At 73.5% G+C, this 19,522-nt stretch carries 22 protein-coding genes; 15 read left to right on the plus strand and 7 right to left on the minus strand.

The window, feature by feature from the left end; all coding sequences use genetic code 11:
• The first annotated feature begins 151 nt into the window (after nucleotides 1–151).
• From ABZX30_RS22185 to ABZX30_RS22200, 4 genes are read left to right on the plus strand one after another with little or no spacing between them, the layout of a single operon-like run.
• Nucleotides 152–1,096 carry an ABC transporter ATP-binding protein gene (locus tag ABZX30_RS22185; protein ID WP_355935918.1) on the plus strand — a complete coding sequence of 315 codons (945 nt, stop codon included), beginning with the start codon at nucleotides 152–154 and terminating at the stop codon, nucleotides 1,094–1,096.
• Nucleotides 1,093–1,833, plus strand: a complete 741-nt coding sequence (locus tag ABZX30_RS22190) for an ABC transporter permease (RefSeq protein WP_355935921.1) — start codon at nucleotides 1,093–1,095, stop codon at nucleotides 1,831–1,833. The genes ABZX30_RS22185 and ABZX30_RS22190 overlap by 4 nt, the downstream gene beginning before the upstream one ends.
• Nucleotides 1,834–1,838: 5 nt before the next feature.
• Nucleotides 1,839–3,035, plus strand: coding sequence for a sensor histidine kinase (locus ABZX30_RS22195; protein ID WP_355936049.1), 1,197 nt, complete (start codon nucleotides 1,839–1,841; stop codon nucleotides 3,033–3,035).
• Nucleotides 3,032–3,646 (plus strand): response regulator transcription factor, encoded by a 615-nt coding sequence (locus tag ABZX30_RS22200; protein WP_355935922.1) that lies wholly within the window; start codon nucleotides 3,032–3,034, stop codon nucleotides 3,644–3,646. The genes ABZX30_RS22195 and ABZX30_RS22200 overlap by 4 nt, the downstream gene beginning before the upstream one ends.
• A 54-nt stretch (nucleotides 3,647–3,700) precedes the next feature.
• On the opposite strand, the gene ABZX30_RS22205 is transcribed toward ABZX30_RS22200, so the two are convergent.
• Both ABZX30_RS22205 and ABZX30_RS22210 read right to left on the minus strand, forming a co-directional pair.
• Nucleotides 3,701–4,552, minus strand: coding sequence for a transglutaminase-like domain-containing protein (locus ABZX30_RS22205; protein WP_355935925.1), 852 nt, complete (start codon nucleotides 4,550–4,552; stop codon nucleotides 3,701–3,703).
• A gap of 18 nt (nucleotides 4,553–4,570) precedes the next feature.
• Nucleotides 4,571–5,596, minus strand: coding sequence for a GNAT family N-acetyltransferase (locus ABZX30_RS22210; RefSeq protein WP_355935927.1), 1,026 nt, complete (start codon nucleotides 5,594–5,596; stop codon nucleotides 4,571–4,573).
• Between the two features lie 140 nt (nucleotides 5,597–5,736).
• Here ABZX30_RS22210 and fdxA point away from each other — a divergent pair, with 140 nt between their 5' ends.
• Together fdxA and ABZX30_RS22220 are read left to right on the plus strand one after the other, a co-directional pair.
• Nucleotides 5,737–6,057, plus strand: coding sequence for a ferredoxin (fdxA, locus tag ABZX30_RS22215; RefSeq protein ID WP_355935930.1), 321 nt, complete (start codon nucleotides 5,737–5,739; stop codon nucleotides 6,055–6,057).
• 120 nt (nucleotides 6,058–6,177) lie between these two features.
• The gene (locus ABZX30_RS22220; RefSeq protein WP_355935932.1) at nucleotides 6,178–7,299 is read left to right on the plus strand and encodes a bifunctional succinyldiaminopimelate transaminase/glutamate-prephenate aminotransferase; all 1,122 of its coding nucleotides are present in this window, start codon (nucleotides 6,178–6,180) and stop codon (nucleotides 7,297–7,299) included.
• A gap of 93 nt (nucleotides 7,300–7,392) precedes the next feature.
• On the opposite strand, the gene ABZX30_RS22225 is transcribed toward ABZX30_RS22220, so the two are convergent.
• Both ABZX30_RS22225 and ABZX30_RS22230 read right to left on the minus strand, forming a co-directional pair.
• Nucleotides 7,393–7,866: an ATP-binding protein gene (locus tag ABZX30_RS22225; protein WP_355935933.1), complete on the minus strand. Its 474-nt coding sequence runs from the start codon at nucleotides 7,864–7,866 to the stop codon at nucleotides 7,393–7,395.
• A 289-nt stretch (nucleotides 7,867–8,155) separates the two neighbouring features.
• Nucleotides 8,156–9,169: a heavy metal transporter gene (locus ABZX30_RS22230; protein ID WP_355935936.1), complete on the minus strand. Its 1,014-nt coding sequence runs from the start codon at nucleotides 9,167–9,169 to the stop codon at nucleotides 8,156–8,158.
• A 70-nt stretch (nucleotides 9,170–9,239) separates the two neighbouring features.
• On the opposite strand from ABZX30_RS22230, the gene dapE reads away from it, so the two are divergent.
• Nucleotides 9,240–10,319, plus strand: a complete 1,080-nt coding sequence (gene dapE / locus ABZX30_RS22235) for a succinyl-diaminopimelate desuccinylase (protein WP_355935937.1) — start codon at nucleotides 9,240–9,242, stop codon at nucleotides 10,317–10,319.
• Nucleotides 10,320–10,422: 103 nt separating this feature from the next.
• A complete protein-coding gene (locus ABZX30_RS22240; RefSeq protein ID WP_355935940.1) occupies nucleotides 10,423–11,181 on the plus strand; it encodes a TIGR00730 family Rossman fold protein in 759 nt (252 codons plus the stop codon).
• Nucleotides 11,182–11,444: 263 nt separating this feature from the next.
• Here the strand turns inward: ABZX30_RS22240 and folP are convergent, their stop codons facing one another.
• On the minus strand, nucleotides 11,445–12,305 hold the full coding sequence (folP, locus tag ABZX30_RS22245; RefSeq protein ID WP_355936052.1) for a dihydropteroate synthase: 861 nt from the start codon (nucleotides 12,303–12,305) through the stop codon (nucleotides 11,445–11,447).
• Nucleotides 12,306–12,432: 127 nt separating this feature from the next.
• On the opposite strand from folP, the gene ABZX30_RS22250 reads away from it, so the two are divergent.
• Nucleotides 12,433–12,783, plus strand: coding sequence for a DivIVA domain-containing protein (locus ABZX30_RS22250; protein WP_355935942.1), 351 nt, complete (start codon nucleotides 12,433–12,435; stop codon nucleotides 12,781–12,783).
• Complete coding sequence (locus tag ABZX30_RS22255) at nucleotides 12,780–13,364, plus strand: DNA-3-methyladenine glycosylase I (RefSeq protein WP_355935945.1); 585 nt, start codon at nucleotides 12,780–12,782, stop codon at nucleotides 13,362–13,364. The genes ABZX30_RS22250 and ABZX30_RS22255 overlap by 4 nt, the downstream gene beginning before the upstream one ends.
• A 48-nt stretch (nucleotides 13,365–13,412) precedes the next feature.
• On the opposite strand, the gene ABZX30_RS22260 is transcribed toward ABZX30_RS22255, so the two are convergent.
• Nucleotides 13,413–14,216, minus strand: coding sequence for an enoyl-CoA hydratase-related protein (locus ABZX30_RS22260; protein ID WP_355935948.1), 804 nt, complete (start codon nucleotides 14,214–14,216; stop codon nucleotides 13,413–13,415).
• 66 nt (nucleotides 14,217–14,282) lie between these two features.
• On the opposite strand from ABZX30_RS22260, the gene ABZX30_RS22265 reads away from it, so the two are divergent.
• Nucleotides 14,283–14,447: a hypothetical protein gene (locus tag ABZX30_RS22265; protein ID WP_355935951.1), complete on the plus strand. Its 165-nt coding sequence runs from the start codon at nucleotides 14,283–14,285 to the stop codon at nucleotides 14,445–14,447.
• Nucleotides 14,448–14,592: 145 nt separating this feature from the next.
• A complete protein-coding gene (locus ABZX30_RS22270) occupies nucleotides 14,593–14,760 on the plus strand; it encodes a DUF3117 domain-containing protein (RefSeq protein ID WP_018544333.1) in 168 nt (55 codons plus the stop codon).
• 163 nt (nucleotides 14,761–14,923) lie between these two features.
• Here ABZX30_RS22270 and ABZX30_RS22275 read toward each other — a convergent pair whose 3' ends face one another.
• Entirely contained in the window at nucleotides 14,924–15,628 is a 705-nt protein-coding gene (locus ABZX30_RS22275) for an O-methyltransferase (RefSeq protein ID WP_355936055.1), read from the minus strand.
• Nucleotides 15,629–15,854: 226 nt separating this feature from the next.
• Here ABZX30_RS22275 and sigE point away from each other — a divergent pair, with 226 nt between their 5' ends.
• The 3 genes from sigE to ABZX30_RS22290 all read left to right on the plus strand — a co-directional run bounded on the left by sigE (nucleotide 15,855) and on the right by ABZX30_RS22290 (nucleotide 19,341).
• Nucleotides 15,855–16,559: an RNA polymerase sigma factor SigE gene (sigE, locus tag ABZX30_RS22280; protein ID WP_355936057.1), complete on the plus strand. Its 705-nt coding sequence runs from the start codon at nucleotides 15,855–15,857 to the stop codon at nucleotides 16,557–16,559.
• Nucleotides 16,556–17,530, plus strand: a complete 975-nt coding sequence (locus ABZX30_RS22285; RefSeq protein WP_355935954.1) for a zf-HC2 domain-containing protein — start codon at nucleotides 16,556–16,558, stop codon at nucleotides 17,528–17,530. The genes sigE and ABZX30_RS22285 overlap by 4 nt, the downstream gene beginning before the upstream one ends.
• A gap of 134 nt (nucleotides 17,531–17,664) precedes the next feature.
• Complete coding sequence (locus ABZX30_RS22290) at nucleotides 17,665–19,341, plus strand: trypsin-like peptidase domain-containing protein (RefSeq protein WP_355935956.1); 1,677 nt, start codon at nucleotides 17,665–17,667, stop codon at nucleotides 19,339–19,341.
• Nucleotides 19,342–19,522 lie beyond the last annotated feature (181 nt).

Consider the following 19,522-nt stretch of genomic DNA (forward strand, 5'->3'; position numbering starts at 1 on the left):
GCCTCCGTCGGTGGGGCCCCGCCGCCGCCCCGGCCCCCCCCCTCTTCGTCATGTCACGCCCCGCGCATCACAGTCACGTCCGGCACATGACATCTGTCATCCGGCACTCAGGACCGCCGACACTGACGGCGGCCCGGCCCCCGCGGCCAGGATGTACGCCATGACGACGACAACGGCGCCCACCACCACCCCGGTGGTCGGGTTCGATCAGGTGAGCAAGACGTACGGGAGCACACGGGCCGTGGACGGGCTCTCGCTCCGGCTGCACCCGGGCGAGACCGTGGCCCTGCTGGGCCCGAACGGCGCGGGCAAGTCCACCACCCTCGACCTGCTGCTCGGCCTGAAGCGGCCCGACGGCGGCACGGTCAGCGTCTTCGGCACCAGCCCGCGGGAGGCGATCGTCGCCGGCCGGGTGGGCGCCATGCTGCAGAGCGGCGGACTGATGGACGAGGTGACCGTCGCCGAACTGGTCAAACTCGCCTGCGATCTGCACCCGAGGCCGTACGAGGCCGCCGACGTGCTCGCCCGCGCGGGCGTCTCCCAGATCGCCGACCGCAAGGTCAACAAGCTCTCCGGCGGCCAGGCCCAGCGGGTCCGCTTCGCCCTCGCCACCGCCGGCGACAGCGACCTGATCGTCCTGGACGAGCCGACCACCGGCATGGACGTCTCCGCCCGCCAGGCCTTCTGGGCCACCATGCGCGAACAGGCCGACCGGGGACGGACCGTGCTGTTCGCCACGCACTACCTCGAAGAGGCCGACGCCATCGCCGACCGGGTGCTCGTCCTGCACCGGGGCCGGCTGCTGGCCGACGGCACCGCCGCCGAGATCAAGGCCAAGGCGGGCGCCCGCCGCATCTCCTTCGACCTGGAGGGCGGGATCGACGAGGCCGCCCTGCGCGGTCTGCCGTTCCTCACCACCATCGGCGTATCCGGGCAGACCGTCCGCATCCAGTCCACCGACGCCGACGCCACCGTGCACGCCCTGTACGGCCTGGGCGTCTACCCCCGCAACCTCGAAGTCGCCGGGCTCGGGCTGGAGCAGGCCTTCGTCGCCATCACGGAGGCCGAGGAGGCCAAGGAGGTCACGCAGCCGTGAACAGTCTCATCAAGCTGGAACTCGCGCGCTCCCTGCGCAACCGCAAGTTCCTGTTCTTCTCGGTGATCTACCCGTCGGTCATCTTCCTGCTCGCCTCGAACCAGAGCGGCACCGACGGCAAGGTCGACGGCACCGGTCTGACCGTCGCGGCCTACGTCATGGTCTCCATGGCCTCCTTCGGCGCCCTGACCGCCGTCCTGATGGGCAACAGCGAACGCATCGCCAAGGAGCGGGAGAACGGCTGGGTGCGCCAGCTGCGGCTCACCCCGCTGCCCGGGCGGGGATACGTACTCGCCAAGACCGCCAGTGCCGCCGTCGTCAGCCTGCCGTCCATCGTGGTCGTCTTCCTGGTCGCCGCCGCCGTGAAGGGCGTACGCCTGGACACCTGGCAGTGGCTCGCCCTCACCGGTGCGATCTGGGCCGGCAGCCTGGTCTTCGCCGCGCTCGGCGTCGCCATCGGCTACCTCGCCTCCGGGGACGCGGTACGCCCGCTCACGATGATCATCTACTTCGGCCTGTCGATACTCGGCGGCCTGTGGTTCCCGTCCTCCACCTTCCCGGCCTGGCTCCAGGCCATCGCGAAATGGCTGCCCACCCACGCGTACGCTGCTCTCGGACGGGCGATCGAACAGAGCCAGGCCCCGCACGCCCAGGACATCGCCGTCCTCGTGGTGTTCTTCGTCCTCTTCGCCGGTGGTGCGGCCTGGCTGTACCGGAAGGACACGCTGAAGGCGTGAGCGCGATGACCGAAGCCCCGCTGTCCGGGGAGCCCCGGAGGGAGTCGCCGATCCCTCTGGGACAGTCGCCCGGCGGCCGCCGGGAGGTGCTGCTGCGCAAGGTCCTGTGGATCGGCGTCTGGCTGGTCTTCCTCAGCTCGCCGGTCCACGACCTCGTCTCCGGGAGCCACACCGCCGCGGGCACCGCGGCCGGCGGGCTGGGCCTGACGGTCTTCGTCGGGGGCTACCTGGTCCTGGTCTTCCGGAACATGGGCACACCGCCGGCCCCCCGGCTCGTCGCCGGCCTGATCATCGCCCTCGCCCTGCTGGCGACCCTGCTGTGCTACACGCTCGGCCCGCACTGGTTCGGCCTGTACTGCTACGTCTCGGTCGCCTGCGGGGCGACCCTGCCGCTGCGGATCGCGCGCTGGGCGATCCCCGCGACGGCCGGGACGATGCTCCTGGTCGGCCTGCACGTCGGCGAGGAGGAGGCCTGGAACCTGCTCATCCTGGTGCTGCTCATCGGGTTCGCCATGACGGGGGTCGTCCAGCTCATCCGTACGACCGTGGAACTGCGCAAGGCCCGGGCCACCGTCGCCCAGCTCGCCGCCAACGAGGAACGGCTCCGCCTCGCCCGCGACCTGCACGACCTGCTCGGCCACTCGCTCTCCCTCATCACGCTCAAGAGCGAGCTGGCGGGCCGCATGCTCCCCGGCCACCCGGACAAGGCGGCCCAGCAGGTCGCCGACATCGAGCAGGTCAGCCGGCAGGCCCTCGTCGACGTCCGCGAGGCGGTCACCGGCTACCGCCGCCCCCGCCTGGCCGCCGAACTCGCCGGCGCCCAGGTCGCCCTGACCGCCGCCGGGGTCGTCGCCGAGGTGCCCGCCGAACCCGACCTCGCCGGTGTCCCCGAGGAGACCGAGGCCGCCCTCGCCTGGGCGCTGCGCGAGGCGGTCACCAACGTCGTACGGCACAGCGGCGCCGGCCGCTGCACGGTTCAGGTGCTGCGCCGCCAGACCCTCGACGGCTCCGTCCTCGAACTCGTCGTCGAGGACGACGGATCGGGCGGCTCCGGCAAGGCGCCCGGCAACGGCCTGACCGGTCTGACCGAACGCCTGGAGAAGGCCGGCGGCACCCTCGAGGCGGGCCGGGGCAGGCACGGTTTCCGGCTGGCCGCCCGTGTGCCCGCGGCCCCCGGGGTGGACGTAGGATCCCGGGCATGAGCAGCACGATCAAGGTCCTCCTCGCCGAGGACCAGTCGATGGTCCGGGAGGCGCTGGCCGCCCTGCTCGGCCTGGAGGACGACATCGACGTCGTCGTCCAGGTGTCACGCGGGGACGAGGTACTGGCCGCGGCCCGCGAACACGGCGTGGACGTCGCCCTGCTCGACATCGAGATGCCGGGCTGCACCGGCATCGAGGCCGCCGCGCGGGTCCACCAGGAGCTGCCCGCGGTCAAGCTGGTCGTGCTCACCACCTTCGGCCGCCCCGGCTATCTGCGCAGCGCCATGGAGGCGGGCGCCGACGCCTTCCTCGTCAAGGACGCCCCCGCGGCCCAGCTCGCCGAGGCGGTGCGCAAGGTGCTGGCCGGCGAGCGCGTCATCGACCCCGTCCTCGCCGCGGCGGCCCTGGCCGAGGGCGCCAACCCCCTGACCGACCGCGAACGCGAGGTCCTCCGGGCCGCCGCCGACGGCTCCACCAACGCCGAGCTGGCAGCCGCCCTGCACCTGTCCCAGGGGACGGTACGCAACTACCTCTCGACGGCGATCCAGAAGCTCGCGGTCAGGAACAGGGCGGAGGCGGTACGGATGGCGCGGGAGAAGGGCTGGCTGTGACCGGTGGCCCGGGCCCGCACCCGCTCCTCCGCGGGCACACACCGGCGCCGCCCCCTAGTTGAGCATCGCCCGCGCCGCGTGCGCCTGTTGCCGTACCCGGTCCGCGGCCGTCCCGTCCACGACCTCCACCAGCTCGGCGTACGCGTCGAGTTCGGCCGCGCCGCCGACGAAGTCACCGCGCTGCACGAGCAGCTGCGCCCGCTCGTAGCGCAGCCGGGCCGGATGGGACGGCAGCAGCAGTGACAGCTCCACGGCCCACAGCCCGACGTCCGACCGCTCCGGCCGGGCCGCGGCCCACGCCCGGACGTTGTTGAGGATCCGCACCACCACGTCCAGCGGATCGGCCGGCTCCAGCATCTCCGGGACCGGCGGAGCGCCCGTGGCGCCGACCACCATCACCTCCGCGTCGGCTCCCGTCAGCACCCGCCCCCCGTCGAACGGATCGGCGAGCACCTGCTCCGCCGCCGCACCGAACCCCACCACGAAGTGCCCGGGCAGCGCGACCCCGTACACCGGCGCGCCCGCCCGCCGGGCGACCTCCATCCAGACCACCGACAGCAGGATCGGCAGCCCGCGCCGCCGCCGGAGCACCTCGTGCAGCAGCGACGACTCCAGCCGCTGGTAGTCCGCGGCGCAGCCCCGGAACCCGTACCGGTCACCGAGCAGCTCGCACAGCGCCGTCGCCCACGCGCGCGGCCCGCCCGGCCGGAACGGCAGCTGTCCCGCGAGCCGGTCCAGCTCCATCTGCGCCGCGTCCGTGCCGGCCTCGTCCAGGGAGCCGTCCGCCTGCGCGGCGAGCAGCAGACACAGCGCCGACAGGTCGGGCCGCTCGGACCGCGCCTCCTCGGCGAACCGCCGCCGCAGTTCGGCGGAGCGTTCCGGCGGTGGGGGACAGGGGGGACGCATGACTGGCACCTGCCCCCCTCACGCCGATCCGTGCCGCCGGGCACCGGAGGGATCCGGCGCCCGGTAGTGGTGGTACGCGTGGTGCGCCGAGAAGCCCAGGCCGGCGTAGAGCGCCCGTGCCGCCTCGTTGTCCGTCTCGACCTGCAGCCAGGCCGCCGAGGCACCCTCTTCCAGGGCCTTGCGGGCGAGCGCGGCCATCACACCGGTGGCCAGCCCGCGGCGCCGCCCGGCCGGGTCGACCTCGACGGCGGCGAACCCGGCCCACCGCCCGTCCACGACACACCGGCCGATGGCGAGCGGCGTACCGCCCGCCTCCCCGGGGACGGTCGCGAACCACACCGACGGCCCGCCGTGCAGCACCCTCAGGGCCACCTCACTCACCCCTTCGCGCTGATACCGCGCCAGCCACGCCTCGTCCGCCGTCCGGGCCAGCAGCACCCCGGCGCCCTCGGCCCGGTCGCCGACCGGCGCCAGCGCGCCGATCCACAGCTCGGCGGTCACCTCGCGCACCCAGCCGCGCCGCTCCAGCTCGGCGCAGAGCAGTTCCTGCGTGCCCTCGGCGCCGGTCGCGGTCTGGACGTACGCGGGGAGTCCGCGTTCGCCGTACCAGCGTCGTACGACCGCGAGGGCTTCGTCGAGAGGCAGACCGGGATCCCCGGCCGGCAGCACACTGTTCGCCCGCCGCGTGAACCCCCTGGCGGCCCGCAGCTCCCACCCCCCGAGCCGCTCGCTCTCCACCGGACGCCACGCCCGGGACGCGACGTGGGCCAGCTCGGCGTAGGACGCGGCGGGGCCCCGCCGACGCGCCGGGGCTGCCGGTATCACCTTGCCCGCCACCAGCAGGGATTCCGGGATCCGGACACTTCGGCCGTCCCGCTGTGTGATCAGCAGCACGCCGTTGTCCCATGATGTGAGAACACCGACCGTGTCGGTGAACTTCTCGACGGGGGCTTCAGCGTCGTTCAAGCGTCGCACCGAGACCCGTTTTCCCACGTCAGCAGTGGTGATACGGACCTCGAAGCGCCCTGCGGCCGAGATTTCCACCGGTCAGTTCACCCCTCCTGTTCGGATCATGCCCAAGAACGGAGATACTAGGGGCGGGCATCGACGACGCCGCGCTCCCGCGCGCCAGGCGGCGGAGCCTGAGGAGGCCCGCCAGCGCCCTATCGAGGAGGAACGACAGCGTGACCTACGTCATCGCGCAGCCTTGTGTCGACGTGAAGGACAAGGCGTGCATCGAGGAGTGCCCGGTCGACTGCATCTACGAGGGCCAGCGGTCCTTGTACATCCACCCGGACGAATGCGTCGACTGTGGTGCCTGTGAGCCGGTCTGCCCGGTCGAGGCGATCTTCTACGAGGACGACACTCCGGAGGAGTGGAAGGACTACTACAAGGCGAACGTCGAGTTCTTCGACGAGCTCGGCTCCCCGGGCGGCGCCAGCAAGCTGGGTCTGATCGAGCGGGACCACCCGCTCATCGCCGCGCTGCCGCCGCAGGGCGAGTGACGCGCTAGGCGGCCCAGCGGCCCGATTCCGCGCCGCCTCGGTCCCGTACGGCCTGATCGACCGATCACGGCCGCACGGGACCGAGGCGTTTGCCGTACCGACGAAAGTGAGCGAGATCCCGTGTCCGCAGTCTCCGACCGGCTCCCGGCCTTCCCCTGGGACAAGCTGGAGCCGTACAAGAAGACGGCCGCCGCGCACCCCGACGGCATCGTCGACCTGTCCGTCGGCACCCCCGTCGACCCCGTGCCCGAGCTCGTCCAGAAGGCCCTGATCGCCGCGGCCGACTCCCCGGGCTATCCGACGGTCTGGGGCACCCCGGCGCTGCGCGACGCCATCACGGGCTGGCTGGAGCGCCGCCTTGGCGCCCGTGAGGTCACCCACCGCCACGTCCTGCCGGTCGTCGGCTCCAAGGAGCTGGTGGCCTGGCTGCCCACCCAGCTGGGCCTCGGCCCCGGCGACCGGGTCGCCTTCCCCCGGCTGGCCTATCCGACGTACGAGGTCGGCGCCCGGCTCGCCCGAGCGGACCACGAGGCCTACTCGCTGACACCAGGCGCTGACGCGCCGGGCCCGACCGAGCTGGACCCGGAGGGCCTGAAGCTCCTCTGGCTGAACTCGCCCTCCAACCCCACCGGCCAGGTGCTGGCCAAGGACGAGCTGACCCGGATCGTCGCCTGGGCCCGTGAGCACGGCGTGCTGCTGGTCTCCGACGAGTGCTACCTCGAGCTGGGCTGGGAGGCCGACCCGGTCTCGGTCCTGCACCCGGAGGTGAACGGCGGCTCGTACGACGGCATCGTGGCCGTCCACTCGCTCTCCAAGCGCTCCAACCTGGCGGGCTACCGCGCGGCCTTCCTGGCCGGCGACCCGGCCGTCCTGGGCCCGCTCCTGGAGATCCGCAAGCACGGCGGCATGATGACCTCGGCGCCCACCCAGGCGGCGGCCGTGGCGGCCCTGGGCGACGACACCCACGTGCACGAACAGCGCGAGCGCTACGCGGCCCGGCGCACCGCCCTGCGCGACGCCCTCCTCGCCCACGGCTTCCGCATCGAACACAGCGAGGCCAGCCTGTACCTGTGGGCCACCCGCGACGAGTCCTGCTGGTCCACCGTCGCCCACCTGGCCGAACGCGGCATCCTCGTCGCGCCGGGCGACTTCTACGGTCCGGCGGGTGAGAAGTTCGTCCGCGTCGCGTTCACGGCGACGGACGAACGCGTGGCGGCGGCGGTACGCAGGCTGGCCGAGTAGCCGCCCGGCCGTCTCCGGCGTACGCACGCGCAGGCGGCGGGGTCGCAGGGCGCTCCCCGGGACCCCGCCGCCGGAGGCGAGCAGCGGCCGGGCTCAGCCGCCCAGCTGCACACCCTTGGCGGCCGGCAGCGAGGTCGTCGGCAGTCCGCCCTTGCCCGTCAGCCCGCCCTTGGTGAGGGCGTCCGTGGGCAGCCCGCCCTTGGTGGCCGACGAGGCCGTGTCACCCAGGACACCGCCGGCGGTTCCCGCCACGTCCCCGGCCGTCTTCTGCGCGGCCGGCGTCGCCTTCTTCAGGACCTTGCCGCCGGCCTTGCCCGCGGCCGGCACCGCCTTCTTGACCGCCTGGCCGCCGGTCTCACCCGCGACCTTGGTGACGTGCTGCGTGGTGCTGTCGACGGCATTGCCGGCCTTGGCCCCGTCCAGTGCGGTCAGCCCGCCGAGGTCCGGCGTGGTGGCGGGCAGGTTCGTGGCCGCGCCGGCAGAGCCGGCCGCACCGACCCCGGCAGCCGCTCCCGCTGCGACGAGCAGCGCGGCACGGGCGATCCGGCGGGTCAGGGGGAGGGACATGATGCTCCTTCGACGGAGGGAACGATGGGACTGATCGTCCGGACTCGGACGCAGTGACTACCGCTCGAGCGCCCCGAAGGTTGCGGAGGCCTGAGGTAAAGAATGGGTAACGCATCGCATTATCTGCTGTGGATAAAAGCGGGCAAAGGGTGCCCTCCCCGGCCGCCCGCAGAATCCTTACCGCCCTGGTCCCCCAAGGGTTCGGGTGACATCGAGGATGGCCATGCGAAAACCCGCGCACCCCCGTCCGCGACCCGAACCGGGTAACCCCGGCGGGTGAGTGCCCGTACTACTGTCCGGTCACGATCCGCACGGCACCCGCGGACGCCTCGGCCCCCTTGGTGCCCGCCGACGCGGTGCTGCGCCACTGGCTGTCCGTGCTCCCGGCGGTCCACTGCCGGCCGGCGTACGACACCCGCTCGATGCGCAGGGCGGAGGAGTTGGCCACCGCCCAGTGCGCCAGCTGCCAGCCGCGCTCCCGTTCGGTCCGCCGCGTCGGCGGCTTGGTGTCCGTGCCGCCCGCCGGCGCGTCGTCGGCGGGCACCGGCACGGTCACGGTCCGCCCGCGCGCCTCGGCGGTCACGCTCGGGGAAGGCTTCTTCGAAGGCGCCGTCCCCTGGCCGCCCACCTCGGCGCCGGCCTCCTCGAACGCGTCGCGCCCGAAGTCGCGCACCAGTGCGGCCCGCACCGCGTCCGGGCCGGTGGCCGCCACCTGTGTCCCCGGCCGCCCGTCGCAGGTCAGCGAGGCCGCCGCCTGCCCCGTCAGGGCCGCGGCGAGCAGGGCGGCGTCCGGCTCGTGCTTGGCGTACGCTTCCGGGAAGCCGCTGCGCTGCACGCGCTGCGCGGCCACGGTGAGCGGCAGCTCCGTGTAGCCGGGGACCTTGGCCAGGTGCTCGTAGAAGATGCCCGCCGCGTACGTCGGGTCCATGATCTGCTTCTGGGTGCCCCAGCCCTGCGAGGGCCGCTGCTGGAAGAGCCCCAGCGAATCCCGGTCGCCGTGCTCTATGTTGCGCAGACCCGACTCCTGCAACGCGGTCGCCAGCGCGATGGTGACCGCCCGCTCGGGCATGTCGCGCCCGGTGCCGACGGCGGCGATCGTCGCCGCGTTCACCGCCTGCTCGGGCGTGAACCGGTACGACGCCCCGCCCTCCTCGGACGAGACGACCTTGCAGCCCGGAGCGCCGGGGCCGCCGTTGACGTACTGCACCACGAGGTAGCCCGCGACGGCGAGCAGGACCAGGAGGGCCGCCAGGCAACGCAGGAGGCGGCCGCGGCGTTGGGGAGTGGGGGACGGCTCTGACACGCGATGAGGGTACTGGAGAGCGCCGTGGACCCCACGCCGGGTGCGGCGCGGGCGGGTTAGGGTCGACGGCATGGCCGACAGCACCCTTGACCTGACCCTGGACGCCGCCGAGCTCACCGCGCGGCTGGTCGACTTCCCCTCGGAGAGCGGCACCGAGAAGCCGCTCGCGGACGCGATCGAGGCGGCGCTGCGGGCCCTGCCGCATCTGGCGGTCGACCGGTACGGCAACAACGTGATCGCCCGCACGGACCTCGGTCGGAGCGAGCGGGTGATCCTGGCGGGCCACATCGACACGGTCCCCATCGCCGGCAACGTGCCCTCCCGGCTGGACGACGACGGCGTGCTGTGGGGCTGCGGCACCTGCGACATGAAGTCCGGCGTCGCGGTGCAGCTCCGCATCGCGGCGACGGTCCCGGCCCCCAACCGCGACCTCACCTTCGTCTTCTACGACAACGAGGAGGTCACCGCCGACCTGAACGGCCTCAAGCAGGTGTCCGAGGCCCACCCGGACTGGCTCGCGGGCGACTTCGCGGTGCTGCTGGAGCCGTCGGACGGGCAGGTCGAGGGCGGCTGCCAGGGCACCCTGCGGGTCCTGCTCAGGACCAAGGGGGAGCGGGCCCACTCCGCGCGCGGCTGGATGGGCTCCAACGCGATCCACGCGGCCGCCCCCATTCTGGCCCGCCTGGCCTCCTACGAGCCGCGGCACCCGGTCATCGACGGCCTGGAGTACCGCGAGGGCCTGAACGCGGTGGGCATCGGCGGCGGTGTGGCCGGCAACGTCATCCCCGACGAATGCGTGGTCACGGTCAACTTCCGCTTCGCGCCCGACCGTACGGAGGAGGAGGCCGTCGCGCACGTCCGCGAGGTCTTCGCCGGCTGCGGTGTCGAGGAGTTCGTGGTGGACGACCTCAGCGGCGGGGCGCTGCCCGGGCTGTCCCACCCGGCGGCGGTGGAGTTCATCGAGGCGGTCGGCGGCACCCCGCAGCCCAAGTACGGCTGGACGGACGTCTCCCGCTTCTCGGCCCTGGGCGTCCCCGCGGTCAACTACGGTCCCGGCAACCCGCACTTGGCGCACAAGCGGGACGAACGGGTCGAAACGGCGAAGATCCTCTCGGCCGAGGAGCGCCTGCGGGGCTGGCTCACCCGGTGACGGTCCGGGACGGAACTTCGAGGCGGACACGCTCACGTCCCCCGTCCGTAACCCCCGGCGATCTAGGCTGAGGCGGAACGACCCGCAAGCGGAGGGAGCGCACATGGCTACCGGCAACCCCGAGGGCAAGAAGCAGCCACCGGAGGAGCAGCGGCTGGGACCGGTCCTCCGGCGGCGTGGCCAGGTGACCGCGAGCACGACGGACCAGCGGCTGCTGGACGAGCGGGCTCCCACCGACTGGGTGCACACCGACCCGTGGCGGGTCCTGCGCATCCAGTCGGAGTTCATCGAGGGCTTCGGCACCCTCGCCGAACTCCCTCCCGCGATCAGTGTGTTCGGCTCGGCGCGGACGCCGGTCGACTCCCCGGAGTACGACGCCGGCGTCCGCCTCGGCCGCGGCCTGGTCCAGGCGGGCTGGGCGGTCATCACGGGCGGCGGCCCGGGAGCCATGGAGGCGGCCAACAAGGGCGCCTGCGAGGCGGGCGGCACCTCGGTCGGCCTCGGCATCGAGCTGCCCTTCGAGCAGGGCCTCAACCCGTACGTCGACATCGGGCTCAACTTCCGGTACTTCTTCGTCCGCAAGATGATGTTCGTCAAGTACGCCCAGGGCTTCGTGGTCCTCCCCGGCGGCCTCGGCACCCTCGACGAACTCTTCGAGGCCCTCACCCTCGTCCAGACCCAGAAGGTCACCCGCTTCCCCATCGTCCTCTTCGGCAGCGCGTACTGGGGCGGCCTCGCGTCCTGGCTCAAGGACACCGTCGTGGCCCAGGGCAAGGCCGCGGACAAGGACCTGCTCCTCTTCCACGTCACGGACGAGGTGGACGAGGCAGTGGCCCTGGTGTCGAAGGAGGCAGGCCGCTAGCGGGCTTTCAGCCCGCCCGGAGGCCCCCGACGGGAGAGCCCGGGACAAGGCAGTTCAGGCCGACGGGGTCCGGGGCGGAGCCCGTCGGGGTGCAGGGTGGAGACCGGGCGCGGTGCAGGGTGCCGACCCGGCGGGGTGCAGGGGCGGAGCCCCGCGGTGGACGGGGGGCGCAGCCCCCTGGCGGGGTCGAAGGGGCGCAGCCCCTGGGGACGGGAAGGGCAGGGGCGGCGGGGGCGAGGAAAACCCGGCCGGAACCGGGAAACCTAGGCCAGCCCCCGCCGGGCCACCGCCGGAGGCCGGTGGCCCGCGATGGACGCCACCATCTCCAGCACCTGCCGCGTCTCCGCCACCTCGTGCACCCGGTACACCTGCGCCCCCAGCCACGCCGAGACCGCCGTCGTCGCCAGCGTCCCCACCAGCCGCTCCTTGACCGGCCGGTCCAGCGTCTCCCCCACGAAGTCCTTGTTCGACAGCGACACCAGCACCGGCCACCCCGTGCCGACCATCTCCCCCAGCCGCCGCGTCGCCTCCAGGCTGTGCCGCGTGTTCTTGCCGAAGTCGTGCCCGGGATCGATCAGTACCGACTCGCGCGGCACTCCGAGCGCGACCGCCCGCTCGGCCAGCCCCACCGTCACCCGCAGGATGTCCGCCATGACGTCGTCGTACGTCACGCGATGCGGCCGGGTACGCGGCTCGGCGCCCCCCGCATGCGTGCACACCAGCCCCGCCCCGTACCGCGCGGCGACCTCCGCCAGTGCCGGGTCCACCCCGCCCCACGCGTCGTTCAGCAGATCCGCCCCGGCCTCGCAGACCGCCTCGCCGACCTCGGCGCGCCAGGTGTCCACGCTGATCACCACGTCGGGGAAGCGCCGTCGTACCTCCGCCACGAAGCCGACCGTGCGCCGCGCCTCCTCCCGCGCCGACACCTCCTCGCCGGGCCCGGCCTTCACCCCGCCGATGTCGATGATCGCGGCTCCCTCGGCCACCGCCTGTTCCACGCGCGCGAGCGCCGGTTCGTCCCGGAACGTGGCTCCCTGGTCGTAGAAGGAGTCCGGAGTCCGGTTCACGATCGCCATGACCACCGGCTCGTGCGGTCCGAATTCCCGCCTGCCCAGCCTGAGCATCCCCTGTGACCTCTCCTCGTGCATACCGGTCAACGGCCGCCTGTGACCGTAACCGTCAGCGTCGCATGGCACGATCGGACCCAGACACTTTCGACACCGAGCACACCGAGCGTGGGGACCCTCAGCGATGGTTATGTTCTTGTTCCTGGTCGTCGCGCTCGCCGTCGTGGTCGCCGCGGTGACACTCGCCGTGGTGGGCGGCGGCGAGAGCGGTCCGTTGCCCGAGGCCGCCCCGGAGCGTCTGGAGGACCGGCTGCCGCCGGACCGCCCGGTCGGCCGCGCGGATGTGGAGAGCCTCCGGTTCCCGCTCGCCCCCCGCGGCTACCGCATGGCCGACGTGGACGACGCGCTCGGCCGCCTCGGTGCCGAACTCGCCGAGCGGGACGCCCGTATCGCCGACCTGGAGTCCGCGCTGGCCGGTGCCCGGGCCGCGGCCCACGCCCCGGCCGACAAGCCCGCCCAGGAGGGACAGCAGTGAGCGACGGCACCGCCCTCGCCGGCCCGGACGGCGCCCTGCGCTGCCCCTGGGCGCTGTCCGCCACCGAGTACGTGTCGTACCACGACGAGGAGTGGGGCCGCCCGGTCCACGGCGACGACGCCCTCTACGAGCGCCTCAGCCTGGAGGCCTTCCAGTCGGGCCTGTCCTGGATCACGATCCTGCGCCGCCGTCCGGGCTTCCGCGCCGCGTTCGCCGACTTCAAGATCGCCGCGGTGGCCGCCTTCACCGACGAGGACCGCGTACGCCTCCTCGCCGACCCCGGCATCATCCGCAACCGCGCCAAGGTCGACGCGACGCTCGCCAACGCGCGCGTGCTGGCCGACTGGTCGCCGGGCGAGCTGGACGAACTGATCTGGTCCCACGCGCCGGACCCGGCCGGCCGCACCGCCCCCGAGACCCTGGCCGACGTCCCGGCGATCACCCCGGAGTCGACCGCCCTGTCCAAGGCACTGAAGAAGCGGGGCCTGCGCTTCGTGGGCCCGACCACGGCGTACGCCCTGATGCAGGCGTGCGGTCTGGTGGACGACCATCTCCAGGCGTGCGTGGCGAGACGGGCCTGACCGGCCGGACGACGCCGCCGGGACGGCGCCGCCCAGGCATCCGGGACCTCACCGCCCCAGGTACTTCGGCCGCTCCTTGTTCACGAAGGCCTGCACCGCGATCGCGTGGTCCTCGGACCGGCCCGCCCGCGTCTGGAGCTCGTCCTCCTTCTCGAGGGTCTCCTCGAGGGAGTGGGTGAGCCCGTAGGCCACGGCCTCCTTGAGTGCCGCGTACGCCACGGTCGGGCCCGCGGCCAGCGCCCGCGCCGCCTTCTCCGCCTCGGCCCGCAGCTCGTCGGCGGCTACGAGACGGTTGGCGATCCCGAGCTCGTACGCCTCCTGCGCGGTGATGCTGCGCGGGAAGAGCAGCAGGTCGGCCGCCCGGCCCGGGCCGACGACCCGCGGCAGGGTCCAGGAGATCCCGGAGTCGGCGGTCAGGGCCACGCCCGCGAAGGACGTGTTGAAGGACGCCGTGTCCGCCACCACCCGGTAGTCGGCCGCGAGCGCGAAGCCGAAGCCCGCCCCCGCCGCGACCCCGTTGACCGCCGCGACCACCGGCTTGGGGGCGTCGGCGAGGGCCCGCACGATCGGGTTGTAGTGCTCCCGCACGGTGCTCATCGTGTGTCCCGACCCGGTCTCCCGGTCGGTGGCCAGCAGTCCGATGTGCTCTTTGAGGTCCTGCCCCACGCAGAACGCCCGGTCCCCGGCCGCGGTCAGCAGCACCGCCCGCACGGCGTCGTCGGAGGCCGCCGCCTGTGCCGCGTCCCGGAGGGCGACCTTGGCCGCGATGTTCAGCGCGTTCATCGCCTGGGGGCGGTTCAGCGTGATCGTCGCGAGCCCGTCGCTGACCTCGTAGAGCACGGTGTCGGCCATGGCGTATCCCCTTCGGTGTCGCGGCTGGGGCGTACCGGACGGTACGTCCCGTGTCTGAAGGACAGCATGGCCGAGATCATCGTCGGCGTACCGGACCCGACGTGTGACCTGCGTCAAAGAAAGCCGTCCGGTATCCGGACGCCGGGTCTGGGTGCGGCTGCGCAGTATCGCAGTCACATCGCCGAATTGAGTGGTTTTGCTCGCGCGCGTTGCCCAAGCGATGCCTACTGATGTTGGTCATCGGGTCCTGAGATGCGGGATAATGGCTGGGAAGCAATGTGTTCGATGCCGGTGTCTTGCGTGTCCTGCCGGACCGCGCGTGCCCTCCCAGGGCCGTCGGCTGACGATGAGCTGGGTTTCAGGAAGGGGAACGAGCATGGCGGCCATGAAGCCGCGGACGGGTGATGGCCCGCTCGAGGTGACCAAGGAGGGGCGGGGCATTGTCATGCGCGTTCCGCTCGAAGGCGGCGGTCGGCTCGTCGTCGAGCTGACCCCCGACGAGGCCGAGGCGCTCGGAGACGCCCTCAAGAAGGTCGTCGTCTGACGCGCAAGCGACCCTATCCTTCCGGCTGCCCCGACACCGCCCCGGTGCCGGGGCAGTCGCGTTCCCCGGATCTACCCCGCTCCTCGCGTACCCGCCGCCACGGCACTCACGCCTCCCGGCGGGCCCGAGGGCACACGCCCGCACCCGCGTCCGCGCATGCCGCTCACCGCTTGACCGCGCACAGCAGTCCGTCGCCCACCGGCAGCAGGGACGGCACCAGTTCCGGGCTCTCCCGGACCGTGCGCAGCAGCTCCCGCAGGCGCAGCACCTCGGTGGGCTGCGGTCCCGAGTCCACCGTCCGGCCGTTGCCGAAGACGCCCTCGAACACCACCACGCCGCCCGGACGCAGCAGACGCAACGATTCGGCGAGGTAGTCGAGGTACTCGAGGCGGTCGCCGTCGCAGAAGACCAGGTCGTAGCCGGCGTCCGCGAGGCGGGGCAGCACGTCCAGGGCGGGCCCGGGGATGAAGCGGGCGCGGTTGCTGGCGAAGCCGCAGGCACGGAAGGCCTGCCGCGCGAACTGCTGGTGCTCGGGCTCCGGATCCACGGTGGTCAGCACCCCGTCCGGCCGCATCCCGTGCAGCAGGTGGAGCCCGGAGACGCCGGTACCGGTGCCGATCTCCGCGACCGCCTTGGCGTCCACGGTGGCCGCGAGCAGCCGCAGCGCGGCGCCCGTGCCGGGCGACACCGAGCGCAGCCCGGCGTCCCGGGCCCGGTCGCGGGCCCAGCGCAGTGCGTCGTCCTCGGCGACAAAGGCGTCGACGAACGCCCAGCTCGTCTGCCGGTTGCCGGTAATGACCCTCTCCTGTCCCGTGGTTGCCTGGGCGTGACTGTATCCGTTGCCCCGGGAACCCGCAGATGGGACCAGGCGTTTAACAGGATGAGCGAGCGACGGGGGACCTGGCGGGGGGTAAGAGGTGGATCAGAGCGACGAGCAAGTGCTGACGCAGCCGCATGAGCCGTATCAGCCCAGATCAAATTCTCGTAAAACTGCTTATCCGGAGCTAACGGACGAGGTGGCTATGGTAGGGACTCCACTGGACACCACCAGAGCCGACAGGGGAGGTGCGGCCGCGCCTGTGGATCGGGGAGGAGTGCTACGGCGCTTCCTCGGATCGGCGGGCAGGCCGAAATCCGTGAACGACACCGCTGCCGACCACGGCCACACGGCCGACGTCGCCCAGACCGCGACCTTCTCCACCGACGCGGACGGGCAGGCGTGGACTCCGCCCACCTGGGAGGAGATCGTCAGCACGCACAGCGGCCGGGTGTACCGGCTGGCGTACCGTCTCACGGGTAACCAGCACGACGCCGAGGACCTCACCCAGGAGGTCTTCGTCCGCGTCTTCCGTTCCCTGTCGACGTACTCGCCCGGCACCTTCGAGGGCTGGCTGCACCGCATCACCACCAACCTCTTCCTGGACATGGTCCGGCGCAAGCAGCGCATCCGTTTCGACGCCCTCGGCGAGGACGCGGCCGAGCGGCTGCCCAGCAAGGAGCCGACCCCGCAGCAGGCCTTCAACGACGCGCACTTCGACGCGGACGTCCAGCAGGCGCTGGACACCCTCGCGCCGGAGTTCCGCGCCGCGGTCGTCCTGTGCGACATCGAAGGGCTGTCGTACGAGGAGATCGCCGCGACCCTCGGCGTGAAGCTCGGCACGGTCCGTTCCCGGATCCACCGCGGCCGCTCCCAGCTCCGCAAGGCCCTGGCGCACCGCGCGCCCCAGGCCCGGCCGGCCGGGCGGCGCTCCTTCGCGGCCCGTGTCCCCGTCCTGGGAGGAGGGGGCGCGACCGCGTGAGTGGATCACGGCCGAAACCTGCCGAGGGACACCTGGCAGAGCAGCACCTGGGAGACCGACTCTCCGCCCTGGTCGACGGGGAGCTCGGTCATGAGTCGCGTGAGCGCGTCCTGGCCCACCTGGCCACCTGTGCCCGGTGCAAGGCGGAGGCGGACGCCCAGCGCCGACTGAAGAACGTCTTCGCGGAGGCGGCCCCTCCGCCGCCTTCCGAGAGCTTCCTGGCCCGTCTCCAGGGCCTCCCGGGGGGAGGTGACCCGGACGGCGGCGGCACGCCGCCGGGCGGGGCCGGATTCCCCGGACGATCCTCCGGAGCCGGGGTCTTCGGCGTGAGCCGGGGCGAACCGTTCGAGTTCGGTTACGTCCCGACCCGCCCGCACACCTCCGCCTCCGTCGACCGCGGCTTCCGCATCCACCCCGTCGGCCGCCCGGACGCCGACCGCTCCGCCTCGCGCGGGCGGCGCTTCGCGTTCGTCGCCGCCGGGGCGGTGTCGCTGGCCGCTGTCGCACTGGGCGGGGTGACCGCCGGCTTCCCCGCCGACCCGGCCGCGGACGCCCGTGGCGGAGCCGGCACCGGTGGCAGCGTGGCCCCGGCCCGCACGGCGGGCACGGGTGCGACACCGGCACCCGAGAAACAGCGCCGCCGCACGACCGCGCCGCTGATGGCGCAGAGCACACGGCTGGCGGCGACACCGACGGCACCGACCTCGGTTTCGGCGCCGCTGCTGCCCGGGCTGCCGTCGCCCACCACCGCCCGCGACCGTGAGATCACGCTGACCACACCGGTGGTGGTCGGTGCGGCCGTGATGTCCCCGCTGATACGGCCGCTCGACGCGACCCCGCCGCTCGCCCTCACCTCGTGGTCCTCCGCCCGCGACGTCTCCGGCCCCGGCCTGCTCGCCGCACCGGTCCCCGGCACGGCGTCCGGGCCCTCCCCGTCCTCCTCGTCCGCCCCCTCCCGCCCCGCCCCCTGACCGGCCTCTGCGCCACGGCCCGCACACCTGGTTGAATCCTGTGTGGGCCGTGCCCGCGGCGGGGACCGGGGCACGGAATCGACGATCCGCGGCCACCGTCGACGAGCCGGGCCGCGGCGGGCCGTGGGGAGAGCATGAACGAGGGGAACGGGGTCCGGCCGGGGAAGGCTGAGGAGGGCACGCCCACGCCGGGCGGCGCACCGGCCGACGGCGACTTCGGGTCGGCACGGCCCGCGACGGGCTCCGGCGATCCGGCCGGGGGTGACTTCGTACTGGCCGGCCCGTCGGCGCCCGACGCGGATGAGCCGACGGGCCCGCCCGCGGTGGAGCCGGGCTCCGCCGCGCCGGTACCCGGGTCCGCCGACCGCCCCAAGCCCCTGCACGACCCGGATCCGTACAGCACCCCGCCGTACGGCAGGCCGGGCCCGTGGGCGCCTGCCCCGCCGGTCCGCCATCCGGCGGCGACACCGGCCCACGGCACGGCGTTCCAGGCGCCCGCGGGCCCGCCGCTTCCCGGCCCCCCGGGAGCGCCCGCTCCGCTCCAGCCGCCGCCCGCCGAGCCCACCGCACCGGCCGCCTCGCCGCCCTCCGACCCGTGGCACCGCTACGACCCCTGGGCGGCCCCGGCGCCGGCCCCGGCACCCGCCCACGCTCCGCTCCAGCAGACCGGTGCCGCCGTGCCCACGGTCCGGCAGCGGCGCGGGCGGGCCAGGCGGCTCCTCGCGGGCGGGGCGCTGGCGCTCGCGCTGGTCTCCGGGGGCGTCGGCGGTGTCGTGGGCGCGTATCTGGAGCGTGAGGGCGGGACCGGGACCGTGCGGCTGCCCCAGGCCGGCAAGGAGCCCGCCGGGCGCCCCGCGGACAGCGTGGCGGGGATCGCCGCCCGCGCCCTGCCCAGTGTCGTCACGCTGCACGTGAAGGGCGGTGACGAGCAGGACACCGGCACCGGCTTCGTCCTCGACACACGCGGCCACATCCTCACCAACAACCACGTCGTCCGGCCCGCCGCGGCCGACGGCGACATCACGGTGACCTTCAGCGGCGGCGCCACCGCCAAGGCCCGGATCGTCGGCCGCGACACCGGCTACGACCTGGCGGTCGTCCAGGTCGGCGGGGTACGCGGGCTCACCCCGCTGCCCCTCGGCAACTCCGACAACGTCCGGGTGGGCGACCCGGTCGTCGCCATCGGCGCCCCGTTCGACCTGGCGGGCACCGTCACCTCCGGCATCATCAGCGCCACGGAACGGCCCATCACGGCGGGCGGTGAGCAGGGGGACGGCAGCGATGTGTCGTACGTCGACGCACTGCAGACCGACGCCCCGATCAACCCCGGCAACTCCGGCGGGCCCCTGCTCGACTCCCGGGCCCGGGTGGTCGGCATCAACTCGGCCATCCGTTCCGCGGACAGCGGCTCGGACTCCGGGGACGGCCAGGCCGGGTCCATAGGCCTCGGCTTCGCCATCCCCGTCAACCAGGCCAGACGCGTCGCGGAGGAACTGATCAACACGGGGCGGGCGACCCACCCGGTGATCGGCGTCACCCTCGACATGGACTACACCGGCGACGGCGCCCGCATCGGTACCAAGGGCGGCGACGGCGGCCCCGCGGTCACCGCCGGCGGCCCCGGTGACCGGGCCGGCCTGAAGCCGGGCGACGTCGTCACCGAGGTCGACGGCAGGGCCGTCCACTCCGGCGACGAGCTGATCATCAGGACCCGCGCGCACCGTCCCGGCGACCGCCTGCGCCTCACGGTCCGCCGCGACGGCCGTACGCGGGAGGTCTCTCTCGTACTGGGGTCGTCCCCCGGCGGCTGACAGGAACCGCACAGCAAGGGCCGGTCCGACGGCCCGGCAAGGCAAACAACCCGGAAAACCGACTGCCCGCACCCGGTCGGACGCCTCGGGACGGTACCGGTCGGACTGGTACGCCGGGTACCGTGGATCCGGCCCGGACCACGGAAGACCCGCACCGCAGACCGCTGAGGGCCGAGGACCG

Origin of the sequence: Streptomyces sp. NPDC004542 (assembly GCF_040610035.1) — a bacterium.
In the GTDB taxonomy this organism is placed as follows: domain Bacteria; phylum Actinomycetota; class Actinomycetes; order Streptomycetales; family Streptomycetaceae; genus Streptomyces.